Annotated in this window: 19 protein-coding genes and 1 riboswitch; of the genes, 11 read left to right on the plus strand and 8 right to left on the minus strand. The window is 74.2% G+C overall.

From position 1 onward, the window contains the following. The first annotated feature begins 17 nt into the window (after nt 1–17). From ABZV93_RS10125 to ABZV93_RS10145, 5 genes are all read left to right on the plus strand, one after another. Nucleotides 18–869, plus strand: coding sequence for a hypothetical protein (locus ABZV93_RS10125; protein ID WP_354933068.1), 852 nt, complete (start codon nt 18–20; stop codon nt 867–869). After that, complete coding sequence (locus ABZV93_RS10130) at nt 862–2343, plus strand: extracellular solute-binding protein (RefSeq protein ID WP_354933070.1); 1482 nt, start codon at nt 862–864, stop codon at nt 2341–2343. The genes ABZV93_RS10125 and ABZV93_RS10130 overlap by 8 nt, the downstream gene beginning before the upstream one ends. Beyond that, nucleotides 2343–4133 (plus strand): sugar ABC transporter permease, encoded by a 1791-nt coding sequence (locus ABZV93_RS10135; RefSeq protein ID WP_354933072.1) that lies wholly within the window; start codon nt 2343–2345, stop codon nt 4131–4133. The genes ABZV93_RS10130 and ABZV93_RS10135 overlap by 1 nt, the downstream gene beginning before the upstream one ends. Further along, nucleotides 4130–7036 carry a hypothetical protein gene (locus ABZV93_RS10140; RefSeq protein ID WP_354933074.1) on the plus strand — a complete coding sequence of 969 codons (2907 nt, stop codon included), beginning with the start codon at nt 4130–4132 and terminating at the stop codon, nt 7034–7036. The genes ABZV93_RS10135 and ABZV93_RS10140 overlap by 4 nt, the downstream gene beginning before the upstream one ends. A 101-nt stretch (nt 7037–7137) precedes the next feature. Next, nucleotides 7138–8697, plus strand: a complete 1560-nt coding sequence (locus ABZV93_RS10145; RefSeq protein ID WP_354933076.1) for a CehA/McbA family metallohydrolase — start codon at nt 7138–7140, stop codon at nt 8695–8697. Between the two features lie 151 nt (nt 8698–8848). Here the strand turns inward: ABZV93_RS10145 and ABZV93_RS10150 are convergent, their stop codons facing one another. Continuing rightward, nucleotides 8849–9214 carry an iron-sulfur cluster assembly accessory protein gene (locus ABZV93_RS10150; protein ID WP_092655922.1) on the minus strand — a complete coding sequence of 122 codons (366 nt, stop codon included), beginning with the start codon at nt 9212–9214 and terminating at the stop codon, nt 8849–8851. Between the two features lie 136 nt (nt 9215–9350). Continuing rightward, nucleotides 9351–10457: a glycerate kinase gene (locus tag ABZV93_RS10155; RefSeq protein ID WP_354933079.1), complete on the minus strand. Its 1107-nt coding sequence runs from the start codon at nt 10455–10457 to the stop codon at nt 9351–9353. A gap of 111 nt (nt 10458–10568) precedes the next feature. Between ABZV93_RS10155 and ABZV93_RS10160 the strand changes: the two genes are divergently transcribed. Next, nucleotides 10569–11471 (plus strand): GNAT family N-acetyltransferase, encoded by a 903-nt coding sequence (locus tag ABZV93_RS10160; protein ID WP_354933081.1) that lies wholly within the window; start codon nt 10569–10571, stop codon nt 11469–11471. 40 nt (nt 11472–11511) lie between these two features. Here ABZV93_RS10160 and ABZV93_RS10165 read toward each other — a convergent pair whose 3' ends face one another. From ABZV93_RS10165 to ABZV93_RS10180, 4 genes are all read right to left on the minus strand, one after another. After that, nucleotides 11512–12081: a hypothetical protein gene (locus tag ABZV93_RS10165; RefSeq protein ID WP_354933083.1), complete on the minus strand. Its 570-nt coding sequence runs from the start codon at nt 12079–12081 to the stop codon at nt 11512–11514. A gap of 93 nt (nt 12082–12174) precedes the next feature. Then, nucleotides 12175–13077, minus strand: a complete 903-nt coding sequence (gene htpX / locus ABZV93_RS10170) for a zinc metalloprotease HtpX (protein ID WP_354933085.1) — start codon at nt 13075–13077, stop codon at nt 12175–12177. Between the two features lie 130 nt (nt 13078–13207). Further along, complete coding sequence (locus ABZV93_RS10175) at nt 13208–13486, minus strand: hypothetical protein (protein ID WP_354933087.1); 279 nt, start codon at nt 13484–13486, stop codon at nt 13208–13210. Further along, complete coding sequence (locus ABZV93_RS10180; RefSeq protein ID WP_354933089.1) at nt 13483–14307, minus strand: PspA/IM30 family protein; 825 nt, start codon at nt 14305–14307, stop codon at nt 13483–13485. Before ABZV93_RS10180 ends, ABZV93_RS10175 begins: the two co-directional genes overlap by 4 nt. A 366-nt stretch (nt 14308–14673) precedes the next feature. Between ABZV93_RS10180 and ABZV93_RS10185 the strand changes: the two genes are divergently transcribed. Beyond that, nucleotides 14674–15276, plus strand: a complete 603-nt coding sequence (locus ABZV93_RS10185) for a DUF3043 domain-containing protein (RefSeq protein WP_354933091.1) — start codon at nt 14674–14676, stop codon at nt 15274–15276. Between the two features lie 52 nt (nt 15277–15328). Here ABZV93_RS10185 and ABZV93_RS10190 read toward each other — a convergent pair whose 3' ends face one another. Further along, the gene (locus ABZV93_RS10190) at nt 15329–15538 is read right to left on the minus strand and encodes a hypothetical protein (protein WP_354933093.1); all 210 of its coding nucleotides are present in this window, start codon (nt 15536–15538) and stop codon (nt 15329–15331) included. A gap of 236 nt (nt 15539–15774) precedes the next feature. Continuing rightward, nucleotides 15775–15911, plus strand: a riboswitch (cobalamin riboswitch). Between the two features lie 171 nt (nt 15912–16082). On the opposite strand from ABZV93_RS10190, the gene ABZV93_RS10195 reads away from it, so the two are divergent. The 4 genes from ABZV93_RS10195 to ABZV93_RS10210 are packed head-to-tail and all read left to right on the plus strand — an operon-like array spanning nt 16083 to nt 20689. Beyond that, nucleotides 16083–16865 (plus strand): SCO2322 family protein, encoded by a 783-nt coding sequence (locus ABZV93_RS10195; RefSeq protein ID WP_354933095.1) that lies wholly within the window; start codon nt 16083–16085, stop codon nt 16863–16865. Between the two features lie 4 nt (nt 16866–16869). Continuing rightward, a complete protein-coding gene (locus ABZV93_RS10200; protein ID WP_354933097.1) occupies nt 16870–18042 on the plus strand; it encodes an energy-coupling factor transporter transmembrane component T in 1173 nt (390 codons plus the stop codon). Next, nucleotides 18039–19748 (plus strand): ATP-binding cassette domain-containing protein, encoded by a 1710-nt coding sequence (locus ABZV93_RS10205; protein ID WP_354933099.1) that lies wholly within the window; start codon nt 18039–18041, stop codon nt 19746–19748. The genes ABZV93_RS10200 and ABZV93_RS10205 overlap by 4 nt, the downstream gene beginning before the upstream one ends. After that, nucleotides 19745–20689: an ECF transporter S component gene (locus tag ABZV93_RS10210; protein ID WP_354933101.1), complete on the plus strand. Its 945-nt coding sequence runs from the start codon at nt 19745–19747 to the stop codon at nt 20687–20689. The genes ABZV93_RS10205 and ABZV93_RS10210 overlap by 4 nt, the downstream gene beginning before the upstream one ends. On the opposite strand, the gene ABZV93_RS10215 is transcribed toward ABZV93_RS10210, so the two are convergent. Beyond that, nucleotides 20644–21207, minus strand: coding sequence for an ATP-dependent Clp protease proteolytic subunit (locus ABZV93_RS10215; protein WP_354933103.1), 564 nt, complete (start codon nt 21205–21207; stop codon nt 20644–20646). The two genes, ABZV93_RS10210 and ABZV93_RS10215, sit on opposite strands and share 46 nt — an antisense overlap. Between the last annotated feature and the right edge of the window lie 26 nt (nt 21208–21233).

Raw genomic sequence — 21233 nt, forward strand, 5'->3', positions numbered from 1 at the left:
TCGGTACGGGGAGCGGCATGGCCGGATTGCGACTGGACGACCTCAGCGTCGAGGACGTGTGCACGTCCTGGTCGCTGAACGTGCCCGTCGGCACCGTCCGCGCCGCCGTCGTACGCGACCAGGAGTCGGTGCGCGACCTGCTCGAGGTGGTCCTCGGGCTGGTCGCGCCGGACGACGGCCGGGTGCTCGTCGACGACGTGAACGTCCTCGAGCAACCCGACGACCACCACCGGCGCCGCCGGCACCGGGCCGGCAACGGCGACCAGTGCCGGGTGCGGTACGTCCCGCCCTCGGGCGGACTCGAACCCGGCCTGACCCTCCAGCAGAACCTCACCCGCGCGAGCTGTCCCACCGTGCGGGTGTCCCGGCGAAGGGCGGCGGCGCAGGCCCGGGAGACCGCGAGCCGGCTCGGGCTGCGCCGCCTGCTGGGCCGCTACCCCGAGCAGCTCACCGTGGGCCAGCGCCAGCTCGGCGGGTTCGCGATGGCGTTGTGCTGGCGGCCGTGCGCGTTGGTGGTGGAGGACTCCCCCGACCTCCCCACGTGGGACGCCGCACTGGAGTTCGAACGCCTGCGGCTGGACCCGGCGGGTGTGCCGGGGCCGAGGGGGCTGTTCGGCGAGGTGGCCGGGCTGGTGCTCACCACCGACCCGGCCCGCACCAGACTGCTCGACCCCGACCCGGTCGACGTACACCCCGCGAGTGCTCCGGCAGGCGACTCGCCGGCACGGTCGGCGGAACGTCGACCGACCGAGACAGCCGAGCCGGCCGAGCCGGACGAGACGGACGAGACGGACGAGCCGGACGAGCCGGCCGAGCGGGTCGGTGGCGGCGCGTCCCGGGACCCCGACCGCGGCAGCCGCCATGCCTGAGCCGCCCGCGCCGACGCGGCGAGCCCTGCTGCGCGCGGCCGCCCTGACCCCGCTGGCCGGTGCCGCGACCGGCTGCGGCGCGTCCACCGTCCTCGGCGAGCGTCCCACCGTGCGGGTCGCGGTGAGCTGGAGCGCGGGTGAGCTGGCGGCGTTCCGCAGCGTGCTCGCCGGGCTGGACCACCTGCCCGGCTTCGGGCCGATGACCTACGACGTGACGCCGGTGCCGTTCGGGGACGACATCGGGACCGCGCCGGCGGCGCGCGGCGCGGGGCGGCTGGACCTCGTGATGCTGCCGCTGCCGGGTGAGCTGCGCCGCCACCTCGACACGCTGGCACCGATCCCCACCGACCTGTGGCCGGACGCCTCCGCCGGGACGTCCGGGGCTGCCGACTCCTCCCGGTCCGCCGGGCGGGCCGCTCGCTACGCGCCGGTGTGGCGTTCGCTGCTGTTCGCCGCCGACCACGCCGGCACGCTCCGGCCGTACGGCCTGCCGTTCAAGATGTCGAACAAGTCGGCGGTCTGGTACGACCGCGACCTGTTCCGCCGCCTCCGCCTGCGACCGCCGGGCACCTGGGCCCAGTGGCTGCGGCTCAACCGGACGCTGCGGTCCGCCGGCGTGCACCCCCTGGCCCTGGGCGTGGCCGACGGGTGGTCGCTCACCGACTTCTTCGAGAACGTCCTGGTGGGCACCTCGCCGGCGACGTACGAACGCCTGGCCGGCGATCCCGCGCTCCGGCCCGCCCTGTGGGGCAGCGCCCCCGTGCGCGCGTGCCTGCGCCGGCTGGCCGAGCTGTGGGGTCCGGCCGGGACGCTGACAGGCGGGGTGACCGGGTCGCTGGTCCGGCAGTTCCCCGAGTCGGTGCTGGAGGTGTTCGCCTACCGCCGGGCGGCGATGGTGGTCGTGGCCGACTACGCCGAGCCGTACGTACGCCGGTTCACCGCCGGTGACCGGGCGAGCGTCGGGGTGTTCCGCTTCCCGCACATGTCGCCCGACCTGCCCGCTCCGCTGGTCGCCGGTGGCGACGTGATGGTGCTCACCCGGCCGGCCGCCCCGGAGGCGGTGGACCTGCTCCGCCGGCTCGCGAACCCGCTCGCCCCGCGTCCGTGGATCGCGCGGACGGGCGGCTTCATCGCCGCCGACCACGACACGCCCGCCACGTCCTACTCCCCGCAGGCCGCCGCGCTCGCGAAGGAGCTGCGCACCGGCAGGTTTCACTTCGATCTGTCCGACCAGCTCGGCGCGGTGGGGTCCCGGGAAGGCATGTGGCGGGCACTGAAGGACTTCCTCGCCGACGTGGCACCCAGGAAGGACGGTGGCGCGGGCCGGACCGTGGACGAGGCGATCGCGCGGTTCGTCGCCCGGATGCGGCTGGCCGAGGAGCGGGAACGAGCGGCCGGCGCGGGCGGCACCAACGCCTCCGAGGGCGCCGAGGGCACCTCCCGCGACATCGGCGTCGGAACCGGCGGCGGCTGATGGTGATCCGAAGCCACCGCGGCCTGCGACTGGAGGTCACCAGCCGCCCGATGTCCGGCCCGCTCGTTCCGGGCGGCCGCGGGTTCGCCGGGTTGTACGCGGCCCTGCTCGTGGCCGCCGGCGCCCTCCTGGTCGCGCTGCTGGTGGTCCCGACGGTCCTCACCGCCGGCTCCGCGCTCGGGTCGCCGCGCTGGCTGCACCTCGGGCACCTCGCCCGGGTGTTCACCGACCAGGACTCCCGGCGGGCGTTCCTCAACACCATCGGCTGGCTGGTGGTGGCGCTGGTCCTGGTGCTGGTCGGCTTCTGGATCGCGCTGCTCAGCCGGCGGCTGGGCCGCTGGTCGGTGGTCTTCGTCAACGTGCTGATGTTGCCGTTCGGCCTGTCCGCGCTGGCCTCGGGTGCGGCGTTCCGGATCATCTTCGACCCCGCACCCGAACGCGGCACCGCCACCGCCCTGCTGACGTACCTCTTCGGCGGCAGTCCGGTCTGGCTCGGCCCGTGGTGGGTCTGGTGGGTGCTGGTGTCGGCGTTCGCCTGGACCTGGCTCGGCTTCGTGGTCTCGTTGTTCCGGGCCGGGCTGGAGGCGATCCCTCCCGAGCTCATCCGCCGGGCCCGGCTGCAGGGACCGACCGGCTGGCTGGACGGCGTGTGGCGGCTGCAGTGGCGGATGCTCCGCCCGGTCACCGCGGTGGTCGTCCTCACCCTCCTCGTCGCCGCCGCCCGGATCTTCGACCTGGTGCTGATCGTGGTGCCGGTGCCGATGCAGGACGAGGTGGACGTGGTGTCGGTGCGCTGGTGGCGGCTCACCACGTCGGCCACCGAGCAGGGCGAACCCGCCGCGATCGCGCTGGTCCTGCTCGCGGTGGTGGCCGCTGCCGCGCTGGCCGCCCGCAAGGGGATGCGCATCCCGCACGGCGTGCCGCAGCCACCTCCGCCGTGGTGGCGGCGCCAGTTGCTGGCCGGCTGGCGACGCCGCGTTCCGTGGCTGAGCGGCACGGTCGGAATCGCGGTCGGCCTGCTGTGGGCGTTCCCGTTGTTCGTGCTCGTCGCGACTGCGGTTCGCGAACCGGGCGACGCCGGCCTGCTCGGCTGGTGGCAGCCGGCGAGCCACCTGCTCAGCCTCGCCTCGCTGGCCGAGGTGTGGAACGCCGGACTGCCCGGCGCGCTGCTCGGCACGCTCGGCGTGGCCACCGGCTCCGCGCTGCTCGTGGTCAGCATCGCGGTGGTGCCCGCGCACGCGCTGGCCGCCGGTGTCGTCCGCGGCCGAGCGCTCACCGTCGTCCTGGCCGTCCTCAGCGTCCTCGCGGTGCTGCCGGTGCAGATGTACGTCGGACCGCTGCGCCAGGCGTTCACCGCGGTCGGCCTGAGCGGGTCCCGGCTGCCGCTGGTCATGATGCACGCCGCGGCCGGACTGCCGTTCGCGATCCTGCTGCTGCGGGCGGCGCTGTCGGCGGGCAACGAGGGCCGCTACGCCGACGCGCTCGGCGGGCTGACCGGCTACCGCACCGGTGCGACCCGCGTCTGGCGTACCACCGGACCGGCGCTGGTGGCGGTGGCGGTGGTGGAGTTCGTGCTGGTGTGGGACGACTTCATCGTGAGCTTCCTGGTCAGCGGCCCGGGCGCCAGCCCGCTCACCCTGGTGCTGTGGGGCGAGGCTCGGCAGTTCGCCACCTCGACCGGTCCGGTCGCCGCGGCGGCGGTCGTCTCCGCCGCCGTGCCGTCGATCCTGCTGCTGCTGACCTGGCGGCGCTGGGTGGTGCCCGGCCTCACCGGCGGGGTGTTGCGATGAGTACGCCACCGGTGGACGACAGCCGGCCTCCGAGCGCTTCTCCGGCGGTCGTCCCCGGCAACGTCCCCGGTTCCGGCGCCGGGGACGGCGGGCCGGGCCAGCGCCCGGGCAGTGCACCGTCGGGTCCCGGCTACCGACCGGGCCCGGCGCGCCAGCCCGAGCGCGTCTCCCCCGCCGACGTCACCGACCTCGGCGGCCCGGAGCCGTGGGTACTGCGCCGACCGCGCTCGGGTCCGCTCCACCTCCTCCTGCGCAGCACCAGCGCGATCGCCCTGGCACTGCTCAGCGGCGTGGCGGTCAACGTCCTCACCGACGTGTGGAACACCAGCCCACTCGGCGCCGACCTCAACGGCGCGGTGCGGGTGGGGCTGGTGGTCGTGCTCGTCGGCGTGGTGCTGGGCACCGTGGTCCTGCGGGTGCTGGAGCGGCGGCGCGTCCAGGCCGCCGGCCGGGGAAGGGAACTGGCGCTGGTCGCCCCGGGTACGCCGATCCGGCCGGTCTGGCACCGGCCCAGGCCGGTGCTGGACGACCGGGACGCCGCCGTCGCGCGCGGTGCCCACCTGCTGCGTGAACACGGGGTCGCCGCCATCCTCGGCGAACCCGGAACCGGCACCTCGGCGGTGGCCGCCGGCGTCGTCCACACGCTCCTCGAGCTGGGCACGATCCGGGCCGGCCAGGTCGCACCGTTCGACCTGCGGGGATGGGCGTGGGAGCCGGACAGTCCGCTGACCCTGGCGAGCCACCTGCTGCCGGCGTTCGGGCTGACCGCGCCGACGTCGGACGCCGACCTGCCCGAGGCCGCCCGCCGGCTGCACGGCGTACTCGCCGACCGCCGGGTGCTGCTGGTGCTGGACAACCTCACCGCGACCGGCCAGCTGGAGTGGCTGGCGCCGGTACTGTCCGCCCGGCCGGGCGAACCCCGGCTGCTCGTGGTCGGGCGGCCTGGTCTGGCCGGGCTGTTCGAGCCGATCGAGCCCGGTCGGCCGGACCAACCCGACGACCAACCCGGCGAGCTCGGCCAGCCCGACCAGCTCGCCGAGCGCACCGACCCCGACCGCGACGGTTCGGTCGGGCGGCCGTACGAGGTGGTGACGCTGCCGCCGGTCGGAACCGAGACCCTCCGCGCGGTCTGGGTGAACGCGGGCGGCCCGAGCGATCCGCCCGGGGACTGGCTGGACGGCGTACTCCCCCACTGCGGCGGCCTGCCCAAGGCGGCGCACGACCTCGCCCGCGAATACGTCCGCCCGGGCGGGCCGTGGACGCCGGACGAACTGCTCCGTGCGTTCGACGGCACGGTGGGCCGGCCCGGGATGGAGCTCGTCTGGACCGTGATCCTCAAACGCACCGGGGGCAGCCTGTCCCGGCGGGCCAGGCTGCTGCTGGGCGCGCTGGCCGAGCTCTCGGTCACCGAGCTCACCGTGGAGGCCATCGAGGCGGTACGCGGCAGCCTGGACGACCTGATCGAGATCCTCGAACGCGGCGAGGACCCGCTGCCCGGCGGGCAGGTCGAGCCGAGCCCCGATCCGGTCGCCGAGCTGCGGGACCGCCGGCTCGTCCGGGAGACCGAGGCTGGGAGGTACCGCCTGCCGGACGAGATCCGGGCGGTGATCCGCGCGCCGGGGAGTACGCCCGAGGGCGCGGCGGGTGCGGCGGTGGCCCGGCAGGCACTCGTACGCCACTACGCCACCCTGGCCCGCACCTGGATGCGGGCACTCGACTCCACCGCCGGCGCCGCGGCGGCGGCGCGCTGGTTCCAGACGACCGAGCCGCTGCTGAACGCCCTGCTGGCCGGCGGCCCCCACGACGAGGGTGCCGAGCCCGTCGCGGGCCCCTCGTCGGGATCCGGCCCGGCATTTGGGCGTGGGCTCGGTGCCGGGTTGGGTGCCGGGTTGGGTGCCGGGCTGGTCGACGACCTGTGCACCCTCGCCGACGCGCTGGACCGCTGGCGCGCCCGGACCGGACGGCCCGGCGACCCGGCTGGACAGCCACCCGAGTTCGTCCGCGTACTGCGACAGGCCCGCCGGCCCGACCTCGCCCAGCTCGCGCGGATCCGGCACGCCGCCACCGTCCGCCAGGCGGGACGGCTGGCCGAGGCCGAGGCGGAGCTCGCGCGGGCCGCGGACACCCGGCTGCCGGTCCGCCACCGCAGGTACGCCTCCGCTCTGCAGGCCCGCCGCCACCACGAGGCCGCCCTGCACCAGCTGGCCCTGGCTGCCGCTGCGGAGGATCCGACTGCCGCGGGCGTACGCCTGCGCGACGCGGAACAGGAGCTCTACCTGTGCTGGGCCGCCCTGCCGGTCCGCGACGTGTCCGGCGAGGTGACGACGCTGCTGACGATGGCGGAGGTGCATCTGCGACAGGGGCTGCCCGGCCGCGCGCTGGACCGGCTGGACCTGGCCGAGGCCCGGGCGGCCGACAGCGCCGACCCGAGCGGCCTGGCGTACACGCACGAACTCCGCGGTGTCGCCGCCTGGATGCAGGGCCGCTCACCGGCGGCGGTCGTGCGCTGGCAGCGTGCGCTCACCGGGTTCCGTCAGATCGCCGACACCGCCGGCCAGGCCAGGTGTCTGCAGCATCTGGGCTCGGCGGTGCTCGTGGCCCCCGAGCTGACCGGGCTGTTGCTGGAGGAACGCCGCCGTCCGCACGACGAGGTGGCCGCGGCCCGGCAGGCGCAGGCCTGGCTGGAACGCAGCCGGCGCCTGCGCAGCGGGCCGCCGACCGCGGTGGCCGAGCAGTACCTCACGCTGGCCCGCCGGCACGCCCGCCGGGCCGGCGCCGCACCGCCGACCGGGCCGGAGGAACTCCCCGCCGACGCGCAGCCGGCCCGGCCGGACTCCGGGCCGGCCACCCGGATCGGCCGGTTCCTCGCCGGCTTCGGCCGCCGTCCCACGTCCTCGGCCTGAACGTCGGCCTGAACGTCGGCTGAACGTCGGACTGAACGCCGGCCCGCGGCCGGTCCCGGCACCGCCTCCGCGACCGCGGCTGCCCGGCCATACTCGGTGCCGTGACGCTCTCCCCGGAAACCCCGGACACCCCGCCCGCCGTGCCCGACCCCGCGAACACCCGGCGGGACGACTTCCTCACCCAGGTCCTCTCGGGCCGGCTGGAGCCCGGTACGCCGGACTGGGTCTACCTGCCCGTCGACGTACCGCCCGGCGTGACCGAGCTCGCCGTCCGCTACGACTACGACCGTCCCGCCGCACCGCCCGGGGTGCCCGGCAACGCACTCGACATCGGCATCTTCGACCCGCGCGGGCACCGCGTCGAGGACCGGGCCGGGTTCCGCGGCTGGTCCGGCGGCGCGCGCGACGAGTTCGTCCTCTCCGCCTCCGGCGCGACCCCGGGCTACCTGCCCGGACCGATCCAGCCCGGCACGTGGCACATCGCGCTCGGCCCTTACACCGTCGCGCCGCAGGGTCTCGCCTACCGGGTCGAGGTCACCGCTCGTACCGGCGACCCCGGGCCGCCGTTCGTCCCGAGCCCCGCCCCGCTCCGGGCCGCGGGCCGCGGGCCGGCGTGGTACCGCGGCGACCTGCACACGCACACCGTCCACTCCGACGGCGTACGCGAACCGGCCGAACTCCTCGCCTCCGCGCGGGCCGCCGGGCTGGACTTCGTCGTCTCCACCGAGCACAACACGACCTCCGCCCACGGCATCTGGGGCCACCACGTGCCGGACGACCTGCTGGTGGTGAACGGCGAGGAGGTCACCACCCGCAACGGTCACCTGGTGGTGGCCGGCCTGCCCGCGGGCACCTGGGTCGACTGGCGGTTCCGGGCCGTGGACGGCGTGCTCCCCCGCGTGGTCGAGATGCTGCACGGGTTCGGCGGGCTGGCGATCGCGGCCCATCCCTTCTGCCCGTACGTCGGCTGTGCCTGGAAGTTCGGCTTCGCCGAGGTGGACGTGGTGGAGGTGTGGAACGGCCCGTGGACCCCCGACGACGAGGTGTCGCTGCGGCAGTGGGACGCGGCGCTGGTCGCGGACGCCGAAGGCCGCTGGCTGCCGGCCGTCGGCAGCAGCGACACCCACGCCCACGACGACGCGGTCGGGCTGGGCCAGACGGTGGTGTGGGCCGAGGACCTGACGCGGGACGCGATCCTCGCCGGCGTGCGCGCGGGCCGCAGTTACGTCGCGGAGTCGGCCGCGGTGGAGGTGACGTTCGGCGCCAGTGCCGACGGGCGGGCCGTCGGCATCGGTGAGCGGCTGCCAGTGGCGTCCGACACTCCGGTCGAGCTCGCGGTGACGGTCCGAGGTGTCCGGAACGGGTTCGTCCGGTTCGTCTCCGACGAGGGGATTCTTGCCCAACTGCCGCTGCCGGCGCTCGCCCCGCCGGAATCGGGCGCGGGATCGGACCCGGCCGACGACCCTCGATCCGGGGTCGAGGCTCAAGCTGAGGTCGACGTGGAGCCTTGGCGGGTCACCTGGACCACCACTGCCGCGGTCTCGAAGTACGTCCGGGTGGAGGTACGCCACACCTCCCCCCAGCCGGCCGTGTTCGAGGGCATGGCGGCGTTCACCAACCCGATCTTCCTGGACGCCGACGACCCGGCAGGGCAAAGCTGAGCCCCCCGAGAACCCGCCCCCGGACATACGAGACGGCCCCTTCGGCGCGGACACAGAGTCCGCGCCGAAGGGGCCGTCCGATGCTCCGACAGCCGTCAGCTACGCCCCACCCACCCGGCTCAGGTGTCCGGGCAGGGCGTGGCGGGTCGACTCAGTGGAACGAGTCGCCGCAGGCGCAGGAGCTGGTGGCGCTGGGGTTGTCGATGGTGAAGCCCTGCTTCTCGATGGTGTCGACGAAATCGATCACCGCACCCTGCAGGTAGGGAACGCTCATCCGGTCGACGACCACACCGACGCCCCCGAACTCACGAACCGTGTCGCCGTCCAGGTCGCGCTCGTCGAAGAAGAGCTGGTAGCGCAGGCCCGAACAGCCACCGGGCTGCACGGCGAGTCGCAGTCGAAGATCGTCCCGACCCTCCTGCTCGAGGAGGCTCTTGACCTTGGACGCGGCCGCGTCGGTGAGCACCACGCCGTCGGCCTGCTGGTCCTGCTGGGTCACGTCGCCCTGAATGGTCATCCTTCGGACTCCCGTGGTTGTCCCGGAGATAGATGTCGTGAGGCTCAACGCCTGCGGGTGCACCGTACATTCCGATGCACCCGACCATGGTCGCATAGTTCGAAGCGGACGACGCTCTTCGGGACCTCGTCCGGCCTCAGCGGGACCAGGTTCGAGCCACCCGCCGGGCCAGCTCGACCAGGCTGTCGCGCGGCGCGCCGAGCGCCCGCTCCCGGCCAACCAGGTCGACCAGGGAGTATCCGGACTCGACACCCATCGTCCGCATTTCCCGGACTCCGACCAGCACCTGACCGGCCAGTACGACACACGGCCGGATCGCCTCACCGGCCACCGCCGCCACGCCGGAGACCACCTTGCCGCTGGCGGACTGGAAGTCGAACGACCCCTCCCCGGTGAGCACGAGGTCGGCCGCCCGCGCCCGGTCCGGCAGCCCCACCGCGGCCGAGATCGTCTCGATGCCGGGCACCCGGGTGCCACCGAGCAGCAACAGTGCGTAGCCGAGCCCGCCGGCCGCGCCCGCGCCCTTGGCATCGGCCAGCGACCGGTCGGCCAGGTCGGCGAAGTGCTCCAGGGCCGCGTCCAGCGGGATCCGGCGTTCCTCCGTGACACCCTTCTGCGGGCCGAACACGTTGGTCGCGCCCCGCAGCCCCAGCAGGGGGTTGTCGACGTCACTGGCGGCGAGGACCTCGACGCCGGCGAGCCGCGCCCGGGCGGGCGCCAGGTCGAGCGCCGTCACCTGAGCCAGGGCCGCTCCGCCGGAGGTCAGGGCACCGGCCGGCTCCGAGGTCGCGCCGAGGGCGGCGAGCAGGCCCGCACCCGCGTCGTTGGTACCGCTCCCGCCGAGGCCGAGCACCAGCCGGCGAGCACCCGCCTCCAGCGCGGCCGCGACCAGCTCGCCCACGCCGTAGGTCGTGGCGCGCTCGGGGTCCCGGAGCGCCGGCGGCACCAGGTCCAGTCCGCACGCCTGCGACGTCTCGATGTAGGCGGTGCCCTCGTCCAGCAGGACGGTCGCCGGGGTCGGCTCACCGAGTGGGCCGGTGACCGTCTCCGCGAGCAGCTCACCGCCCAGTGCGGCGGACAGGACGTCCACGAAGCCCGGGCCGCCGTCCGACATCGGTACGGTCATCACCTCGTCGTCCGGCGCCTGGTCGAGCCAACCGGCGGCCATCGCCTGCGCGGCCTCGACGGCAGTGAGAGTTCCGGCGAACTTGTCGGGAGCGATCAACACGCGCACGGGCGCCATCCTTGCGGGTCGGCGCGGCGCACCCGGCTCCGGGGTGCGCCTGATCCGGTCCGAACGCCCCAGGTCCTCACGTGATGCCGCCGTGTAATGCGCCGTACTAGGGTCGAGCCCGTGTTGATCAGGCCGATGCGTGACGACGACATCGGGGCAGCGCGTGCGCTCACCCACGAGGCGCTGCAGCGGAGCCGCGCGGCCACCCGTCCGGCCGCGCTGCCGGCTCCCCCGTCCGGCCCGCCGACACCTGACTGGAGCGGGCGCTGGGAACGCCGCGCCAAGCACCTGCTGCGGCACGACGCCGACGGGTGCTGGGTCGCCGAAGCCGACGGCGGAAGCAGGGGCGGCAGCAACGTGGTCGGGGTGGCGATGTCGCTGCGCCGGGAGAAGCTGTGGGGCCTGTCGGCCTACTTCGTCCACCCGCAGGCGCAGAGCGCGGGGGTCGGAGCGGCACTGCTGGACGCCGCCCTCGGCTACAGCCAGGGCTGCCTGCGCGGCATCATCATCTCCACCGCCGACCCCCGAGCCGCCCGCCGCTACCGGCTCGCCGGCTTCACGCTGCACCCGACCATCCGGATCGCCGGTTCGGTCGATCGTTCGGCACTGCCGGTGGTGGACGGTGTACGTACGGGCGGGCCCGGCGACCAGGACCTGTGCGACTCGGTGGACCGGCGGGTACGCGGAGCCGCGCACGGCGTCGACCACGAGTTCCTGTGCGCGGAGTACGGCCTGCTGGTGTCGGACACCCTCACCGGGAGCGGCTACTGCTTCGTCGACCCGTCCGGGTCACCGGTGATGCTGGCCGCCACCAGCCGAAAGATCGCCCAGCGGCTGCTGTGGGGAGCGCTGGCGGTGTCGCCGCAGGGCGCGGACGTCCACATCGACTACCTCACCGCCGACCAGGAGTGGGCCGTCGACGTGGCCCTGGCGGCCGGGCTGTCCCTGCGTACCGAGGGCTACCTGTGCCTGCGGCACATGCGCCCGCCCGCGACGTACCTGCCGTCCGGCGCGTTCCTCTGACCAGCTCGCAAGCGGACCCGCAGGCGCGGCGCACCGCCGCTCACAGGCCGGGCGCACCCCACACCGGGAACCAGCGGGACAGGTCCTGCTCGATCTTCAGGTCGTTGGCCACCATGCCCCGGGTCTGCAGCTCCAGCGCGTTGTCCCGGCGCTCGCCCGACAGCGGGGCGAAGGGGTAGAACGCGCCGCGCTTGTAGAGGTAGACCAGCGCCAGCCGGCGGCCGTCGCCGTTGACGAAGGTGACCAGCGAGCACAGCAGGAACGGCCCGAACCCGGCCGCCTCCAGCGAGGAGTTGACCGCGTGCAGGTCGGTGACCAGGCCGGAGGAGTCCTCCGGGTCGTGACGTATGACCAGCCAGGTGAAGCCGTAGTCGTCGCTGACCCGCTCGACCTTCGGACCCTCGTCGGCGTCCAGCAGCTCCTGGATGTCGGCCTGGGTGGTCGCGAACGCCCCGCCCTCGGCGGCGCGGTAGCAGACCGAGCCCACGCCGGTGGGCCGGAAGTCGGCGGCCGCCTGCAGCGTCAGCGCGGCCTGCGGAAGCCCGAACAGCTGGTCGAGGTCGGGCCGCTTCGGCTGGCTACGTCCGAGGATCGCGTCGAGGAACTTCATGCCGGCAGCCTTTCGGGTCCACGGGGACGGAGGCCTGGAGGTGAACGACCGTGGGCGCCCACTCGGTGTGAGCGCCCACATGGTGGGACTTCCTTACAGCATCGGCTTGCCGAGCTCGGCGCTGACCTGCGCCAGCCGGGCCAGGCGCTGCTCGGTCGATGGGTGGGTGGACAGCAGGTTGCCCAGCGACTTGCCGACCGCCGCGGGGGCGAAGAAGAACGCCTGGGCCGGCTGGGACCTGCGCAGGTCCCGGGTCGGGATCCGGGCGATGTCACCGGAGATCTTGGTGAGCGCGGACGCCAGCTCGGAGGGGTTGCCGGTGAGGTAGGCACCGGCCCGGTCGGCGGCGAACTCGCGGTAGCGGGACAGCGCCCGGGTGAGCAGGAAGCTGATCACGTAGACCGCGATGCTGGCCAGCCAGACCACGGCGAACACCATCGCGGCGTTGTTGTCCCGGCTGCCGCGGCCCATGCCGGAGTACATCCCGAACCGCGCGACCAGGCCGGCGAGCACACCGAGGAACGACGCGATGGTCATCACCGCGACGTCGCGGTGGGCGACGTGGGACAGCTCGTGGGCGAGCACGCCTTCCAACTCGGTCCGGGTCAGCCGGCGCATGAGGCCGGTGGTGACGCACACCACGGCCTTTTTCGGGCTGCGCCCGGTGGCGAAGGCGTTCGGCATGTCGGTGTCGGCGACCGCCACCCGCGGCTTGGGCATGTCGGCGAGGGCGCACAGCCGGTCGATCACCGCGTGCAGCTCCGGCGCCTCGTCGGGCGTGACCTCGCGGGCGCCCATCGCTGCCAGCGCGATCTTGTCGGAGAAGAACCACTGCGCCAGCAGGAACCCGCCGGCGATGATGATCACCCAGGCCCAGCTGAGCCCGGCGGCGATGAGTCCGCCGACGGCCGCGACGTACAGCAGGCCGAGCAGGAACATGACCAGGACCATCCGCGAGGTGAGGCCCCGGTCGGGTTGGAATCGTGTGCGAGCCATGTGTTTCACCGCTCCTTGAAGAGTCACTCATACGACGACGCGCGAGCACCGGAATGTTCCCGGCGCTCGCGCGTGTGGCGTATGAGGTCACTCACCTGCTGTGTCGGGTCGGTTGCGGGGACCGTCCGATCTATCCGGGGATGAGGCCTTCCTCCCCGAGAAGCTCCTTCACCTCGTCGACCGTGGCGTCCTCCGGCGGGAGGAAGAGGTCGGACTCCTCCAGCGAGTCGTCCGGCAGCTTCGTGCCCACCGCGCGTACCTGGTCGAGGAGGCCGGTCAGCGCTCCCCGGAAACCCTCCTCGTCCCCGGCGTTGACCGCGACCTCCAGCCTCGCGTCGAGCTCGTTCAGTGCGTCGAGGTGCTCGTTGGGAACCCGAAGCTGCCCCTCGCCGAGGATGCGAACGATCACGATCCCTCACCCTGCCTTTGTGGCCGGTCCGGTGCGGGCTGGGCGGACTGCTGCGTCGCGGACGGCGATGCCTCCTCGCCGGGGGTGGCCTGTCCTTCGATCTCCCTGGCCGGTGCCGAGCCCCCACCGAGCTGGGCCTTCATCGCGGCCAGCTCGCTCTCGACGTCGTTGCCCGACGCCATGCGCTCCAGCTCCAGGGAGATGTCGTCCTTGCTGGTGCCGGTGACGTCGTCCAGCGCACCGGAGGCCAGCAGTTCGTCGATCGCACCGGAACGGGCCTGCAGCTCGGCCGTCTTGTCCTCGGCCCGCTGCACGGCGAGGTTGACGTCGCCCATCTCCTCGGAGATACCGGTGAACGCCTCGCCCACCCGGGTCTGCGCCTCGGCCGCGGTGTAGGTGGCCTTGATGGTCTCCTTCTTGGTGCGGAACGCCTCGACCTTGGTCTGCAGGCGCTGCGCCGCGAGGGTGAGCTTCTCCTCCTCGCCCTGGAGCGTGGCGTGCTGCGTGCTGAGGTCGCCGATCTGCTGCTCCACGCCGGACCGGCGGGTGAGCGCCTCGCGAGCGAGATCCTCCCGCCCCATCGACAGCGCCTTCTGCGCCTGGTCCTTGAGCTTGTTCGACTGCTGGTTGAGCTGGTTCATCTGCAGCTCGAGCCGCTTGCGGCTGGTCGCGACGTCAGCCACACCACGCCGGACCTTCTGGAGCATTTCCAGCTGCTTCGTGTAGGAGTAGTCGAGCGTCTCGCGCGGGTCTTCGGCGCGGTCCATCGCCTTGTTGGCCTTCGCGCGGAAGATCATCGCGAAGCGGTTGAGAATACCCATCGAGGTCGGCCGCCCCCTTCGTCTCCAGGCCGGTCGTGCCTCCCTGCCGCAGGATGGCACGGGACGGCGTCGTGTGTGGGTTCACCCTATGCCGACGAACGTACAAGGGCGACCCCACCTGTCCCGGACATTTCCCCTAGACGAGCCGCGATCCCGCGGAGTTCCCGGCGGACTCCCCCACGCGGTTTCCCCCGGTGTTCCGACGGTGATTCCGGGCGTTTCGCGGCGCCGCGACGCCGGGTGGAGGTCCGGGCGGAGCCCGGGCAGATCCCGGGGCTAATCCGGGGCGGATCCCGTCGTGGACCGCGCCGGCGACGTCCCCGGGCGGGCTGGGGCGCTGATTTGCCGGACCGTTACTCTGTGGGCGTGTTCCGACGCCGTACGACAACCGAGGCCCCCGCCGAGACGGCCACCGAGCCGACGCCGTCCACCAAGGTCGCCGGCGCCGGCGGCAAGGGACGCCCCACGCCCAAGCGCCGCGAGGCCGAGCAGGCCCGCAAGACGCGGGTCAGCGCGCCGCGCGACCGCAAGGAGGCGGTCCGCCAGCAGCGGGAGAAGTCACGCTCGGAGCGGGCCAGGATGCAGCAGGCGATGGCCACCGGCGACGAGCGCTACCTCCCGGCGCGGGACAAGGGCCCGGTCCGGAGGTTCGTCCGCGACTACGTCGACTCCCGGCGCACCCCGGCGGAGTACCTCCTGCCGTACTTCCTGGTCATCTTCATCTTCATGACCCTGCCGATGCCGCAGGTGCGGGTGGTGGCGACCTACCTCTGGCTGGTGGCGATCATCATCGTGCCGCTGGACCTGCTCCTGCTGGGGCGGCGGCTGAAGAAGCGGCTGCGCGAGGAGTTCCCCAACGACAGCCACCGCGGCGCGCTGTCGTACGGCATCATGCGGTCGACGCAGATCCGCCGGCTGCGGATGCCCAAGCCGCAGGTCAAGCCCGGCGGGGAGAAGATCTCCGCCTAGCGGTACGACCTTCCCCGCCCGGCGTCCGGCTTCGGGTTCCCGGGCCGGTCTCTCAGTCGGCCGGGTGCAGGCTCATCGGGCCGTAGACCTCGCGCCCGGCTTCGAGCAGTGTCACCTGGTCGACACCGCTTCCGGCGAGTTCGCGCCAGGTTTCGCCGATCCAGCTCTCGGCGTCGCTCTGCGACGGGAACTCGCTGTGGGCGAGCTCGCCGGCGTCCACGGGGTTGCCCTCGGAATCTTCGAGTCGCCACGTCCAGGTCATGAAAGCCGAGCTTAGAGGTTTCCCGGGGGTCGTCGTGGTCAGCTCGGTCGGGCACGGCCGGTGCCGGTCGCGCGGGACCGCACCCGACCCGAACAGGCCCCGCAGAGGTCCCGGCACAGTTCCCTCCCACCGGAGCGCCTCACCGGGTTCCGGACATCTTTGACTTCCCGGGTCGGCCGTGAGAGCGTCCGTCCTGCACGACGTCGTCGGGCGAGACCCACCCAGGTCTCGCACGCAGGGGAAGCCGGTCCGAATCCGGCGCTGACCCGCAACCGTAGGCCGCGTGCCCGCACGTCCGTACGACCTGACTCGACCCGCCGTCGAGCCGGATCGCCGCGAACTCACCGGGTGCCCGCGGCGAGCCGGAGCACCTGCCGACGACGACCGGCTCCACGACACCCGTCGAGGTCTGCGGGCGGAGCGCGGGTCACGCACCCGAGCCCTGCCCTCGTCTGCCGGCGTTCCACGCCGCGCGGCCGGGGGCGTTCTCATGTGTGGTCCCGGTTCCCTTGGCCGTGACCGCACCATGAGAAGAGGACACCGAATGAGGCTCGTTACGAAGGCCGCCAGGCGCTCTGCCGCGGCCTTCCTGTTGACCACCCTGGCGACCGTGCTGGCCGCCGGCCTGCTCGCCACGACCGTCGGCGCGGGGGTCGCGCAGGCGTCCGCGTACCGCTACTGGGGGTTCTTCCAGTGGAAGGACAACACCTGGAAGATGGCCTCGGTCGGACCCGGCTCGGTCACCCCCAAGGACGGCGCCGTCGACGGCTGGCGGTTCGCGGTGTCCGGTGAGAAGTCGCCGCCCCGGCTGCCGCGGGCGGCCGCCGACTTCGGCGCGCTGTGCGGTGACGCCAAGGCGCAGGCCGGCAAGAAGCGGGTGGGGGTCGTCCTCGACTACGGCCTGGCCGACGAGGCGCCCGGCGGGCAACAGCCCGCGAAACCACGGGGCGCGTGCGCGGTCGTGGACTCCAAGGCGACCTCCGCGCAGGTCCTCGCCGCCGTCGCCGACGTCCGCGACCAGAAGAGCATGATCTGCGGGATCGACGGCTTCCCGTCCACCGGCTGCGGCGATCCGGTGAAGAAGGAGCCGGCGGTCGCCTCGCCGGAGCCCACCGTGGCGCTGGCCCTGCCCGCGAGTCACACCGACGCCAAGGCGTCCGGGAAGAAGGCCGGCGCCGGCGAACCCCGCCAAGGTGCCGGCGACCGCGCCGTCGACGCGGGCTCGGGCGGGCTGCCCGTCCTTCCCGTGGTGGCGGTCGTCGTCGTCCTGCTGGGCGGCGGGCTGCTGCTCCTGCGCCGACGGCGGAACGCAGACCAGGGCGCCTGAGCCGATGCGCGCCGTCCACCGTCCCACGCTGCCGCGCACCCTGCACCCGGGTGCGTGGTGGCTGTGGGCGCTCGGCCTGGCGACGGCGGCCAGCCGCACCACCAACCCGCTGCTGCTGGTGCTGGTGCTCGCCGTCGCGGGCTACGTGGTGGCGGCCCGTCGTACGTCCGCGCCGTGGGCACGTTCGTACGCCGCGTTCCTGCGGCTCGGCCTCGTGGTGATCGCGATCCGGGTGGTCTTCCAGTCGCTGTTCGGCGCGGCGGTGACCGGGCGGACGGTGCTGTTCACGCTGCCGCAGGTGCCGCTGCCGGGCTGGCTGGAGGGGATCCGGATCGGTGGCGCGGTGACGGCCGAGGCGCTGGCGTCCGCGGCGTACGACGGACTGCGGCTGGCCGCCGTCCTCGCCTGCATCGGCGCCGCGAACGCGCTGGCCAACCCCAAGCGGCTGCTGGCCGCGATGCCGGGCGCGCTGTACGAGCTCGGCGTGGCCGTGGTGGTGGCGATGACGTTCGCTCCCCAACTGGTCGGGGACGCCGCGCGGGCCCGGTCGGCACGCAGGCTGCGCGGCCGGGCCGACCGGGGGCTGCGCTCGCTGCGGGCCACCGCCGTACCCCTCCTGGAGGGCGCGCTGGAACGCTCCCTGGCGCTGGCGGCGGCGATGGACTCGCGCGGGTACGGCCGGGTGGGCCAGGTGCCGCGGGCCACCCGGGCGACGACCGCGGTGCTCGTCCTCGGCGGGCTTGTCGGCCTCTGCGCGGGTGCCTACGGCCTGCTCGCCGCCGACGGCGGGCCGTTGTTCGGCGTGCCGATGCTGGTGGCCGGTGGCGCCGCCGCGGTGGCCGGGCTGGCGCTGGCCGGGCGGCGGGCCGTGCGCACGCGGTACCGCCCCGACCCGTGGGCACTGCCGGAGTGGCTGGTCGCCGCCAGCGGGGTGGCCGTGGCGGCGGCCTTCACCTGGGCCGCGTCCACCGGCCTACCCGACGTCGTGGTGTCCGCCTCTCCCCTGACCCTGCCCGGCCTGCCGGTGCTGCCCACGATCGGCGCCCTGCTCGGGCTGCTGCCCGCCTGGTGCTCACCGCCGCCGCAACCGGCGACCGGCCCGCCCGGCTCGTCAGCCTCGACAGGCACCTCAGTCCCGGCAGACTCGTCCGACTCTTCTTCGGAGGTGCTCGCATGATCAGGTTCGAGGCGGTGTCCGTGCGCTATCCGGGTGCCGCGTCGCCGGTCCTGCAGGACGTGACGTTCGAGGTCGCCGAAGGCGAGCTGTGCCTGGTCGTCGGGCAGACCGGTGCCGGCAAGAGCACGCTGCTGCGGGCGGTCAACGGGCTGGTGCCGCACTTCACCGGCGGGACGATGGCCGGGCACGTGCTCGTCGACGGCCGGGACACCCGCACGCACCGGCCGCGGGACCTCGCCGACGTGGTGGGTGTCGTCGGCCAGGACCCCCTCGCCGGGTTCGTCACCGACACGGTGGAGGACGAGCTCGCGTACGGCATGGAGTCGCTCGGGCTGCCGCCGGACGTGATGCGTACCCGCGTGGAGGAGACCCTCGACCTCCTCGGCCTGGCCGGCGTACGCGGGCGGCCGATCGCCTCGCTGTCCGGCGGGCAGCAACAGCGCGTCGCCATCGGCGCGGTCCTCACCACCCATCCCCGGATCCTGGTGCTGGACGAGCCGACGTCGGCGCTGGACCCGCAGGCCGCCGAGGAGGTGCTCGCCGCCCTCCAGCGGTTGGTGCACGACCTCGGGGTGACGGTGCTGCTGGCCGAGCACCGGCTCGAACGCGTCGTGCAGTACGCCGACCGGGTGGTGCTGGTCCACGGCACCGGCCACGCGCTGGAGGTCGGCCCGCCCGCGCAGATGATGGCCCGCTCCTCGGTGGCGCCGCCGGTGGTCGCACTCGGCCGGCTGGCCGGGTGGGACCCGCTCCCCCTCAGCGTCCGGGACGCCCGGCGGATGGCCGGTCCGCTGCGCGAACGCCTCGCGCCGCTGCACCCGCCGGTGCGGGCCGACGTACCCCGCAAGCCGCCGGCCAACGGCCGCCCCTCGGCAGGCACGGCCGGGCCGGACGACAAGAACGGCACGGTCGGCACCGCGGACACGGTGGCGACGGTGCGCGGACTGACCGTGCGGTACGGCGGCCGCCGGTCGGCGCAGCCGCCCGCGGTACGCGACCTCGACCTGGTCGTCGCCGCGGGCGAGGTGGTCGCTCTGATGGGCCGCAACGGTGCCGGCAAGTCCACGTTGCTCGGCTCGCTGGTGGGGCTGGTCCGACCGGTGGCCGGCACCGTCCGGGTCGGCGGGGTGGAGCCGGTGGACCCGGCGACCGCGAAACCGCGGGCGATCGCCCGGGCGGTGGGGCTGGTGCCGCAGGACCCGGGCAGTCTGCTGTACGCGGAGACGGTGGCGCAGGAGTGCGGCCAGGCCGACCGGGACTTCGACGCACCGGCCGGCAGCTGTGCCCGGCTGCTGGAGCGGCTGGCTCCCGGCGTACCCCCCGGCCGGCATCCCCGGGACCTGTCCGAGGGCCAGCGGCTGTGCCTGGCGCTGGCCGTCGTGCTCACCGGGCAGCCGCCGCTGCTGTTGCTGGACGAGCCCACTCGTGGACTCGACTACACCGCCAAGGCGCGGTTGACGCGGATCGTCCGGGACCTCGCCGCCGCCGGGCACGGCGTGGTGTTCGCCACCCACGACGTCGAGCTCGTCGCCGAGGTGGCCACCCGGGTCGTCGTGCTCGCCGACGGGGAGGTGGTCGCCGACGGGCCGGTGGGTTCGGTGGTGTCGGCGTCGCCGACGTTCGCCCCGCAGGTGGCGAAGATCCTGCGGCCGCAGGCCTGGCTCACCGTCGCCGACGTCGCGGCCGCGCTGGAACCCGCGTCGTGACCGAGCGGTCCAGCCCCCCGACCAACGTCGTCCGGCTGCGACCCCGGTCGGTCGCCGCGCTCGCTGTGGCCGGCCTGGCCGGCGTCCTCGGGTTCGGCTGGCCGTTCCTGACCGGAGCCGGTGACGCGGCCGCGGCGGCCCGGGGCGCCGGCCCGAACGCGCCGTACCTCTTCCTCGTCCTGCTTCCCCTCGTCGTCGCGGTCGTGCTGGCCGAGCTGACCGAGGGCGGCATGGACGCCAAGGCCGTCGCCATGCTCGGGGTGCTCGCCGCAGCCGGGACCGCGCTGCGGGCGCTCAGCCCCGGCACCGGCGGATTCGAACCGACCCTCTTCCTGGTGATCCTGGCCGCCCGGGTGTTCGGCGCAGGGTTCGGGTTCGCGCTGGGGTCGGTGACGATCCTGGCCAGCGGGCTGGCGACCGGCGGGGTGGGGCCGTGGCTGCCGTTCCAGATGGTCGGCCTGGCCTGGGTCGGGCTGGTCGCGGGGCTGCTTCCGCGCGCGTCCGGGCGGCCCGAGCGGATGCTGCTCGCGGTGTACGCGGGGGTGGCGGGGTTCGCCTACGGCGCGCTGCTGAACCTGTCCTTCTGGCCGTTCTCCACCTCGCTCCCAGCCGGGATGAGCTACGCCGCGGGCGAGCCGGTGCTCACCAACCTCCGCCACTACGCGGCGTTCTACGTCACCACGTCGTTCGGCTGGGACTGCGTACGCGCAGTGGTGAACGCCGTCCTGATCCTGCTCGCCGGCCGGGTCGTGCTCGGCACGCTTCGCCGGGCGGCCAGGCGGGCGGCGTTCGAGGCGCCGGTGGACTTCGGCGCGCCGGCGGAGTCCGCGGAATCGCGGGAGTCCGCCGCGGTCGAGCAGTCGGCCGAGGTCGGGCAGCTCGGACAACCCCCGGGTCAGCGAACGGACCGGCCGGCGGCCACCCGCTGGGCGAGCCCGTAGCCGACGGCCTCCTCGGCAGTGAGGAACCGGCCGGTGCGCAGGTCGGCGGCGACCGACTCGGCCTGCCGTCCGGTCGCCTCCGCCAGCAGGCCCACCAGGTCGTCGCGCTGACGGAGGTACTCCTGGGCGTAGGTGTCCACTTCGGAGGCGGTGCCGCTGTGCTCGGCCGTCTTCGGCTCGGCCAGCCGGAACCGTGCGTGGGGGTAGGCGATCCGCACCGGCGCCGCCGCGAACGCCGCGACCGCGGGGCCGCTCACCTCACCGACCGCGACCGCGGTGAGCTCGGCGTGCAGGACGCGCACCGTGTCGGCCAGGCTGAGCGCGGCGCCCGGCGTGCCGTCCGGGCAGGACAGGTGCAGCTGGATCGGGTCGGGGGCCAGTGCCTCCAGCGTGAGCAGCTGGGCGGCCGTACGGGTCGCGCGCTCCTCGTCCAGGAAGCCCTGGGCCAGTACGACCCGGCGCTGGAAAAGCTGCTCGGCGACATAGGAGTCGAAGGTCATCCCCCGGTCGTCCCTCATCTCAAGGCTCCTCCGGTGTGGTCGGC

The organism is Actinopolymorpha sp. NPDC004070, assembly GCF_040610475.1.
Classification (GTDB): Bacteria; Actinomycetota; Actinomycetes; order Propionibacteriales; family Actinopolymorphaceae; genus Actinopolymorpha.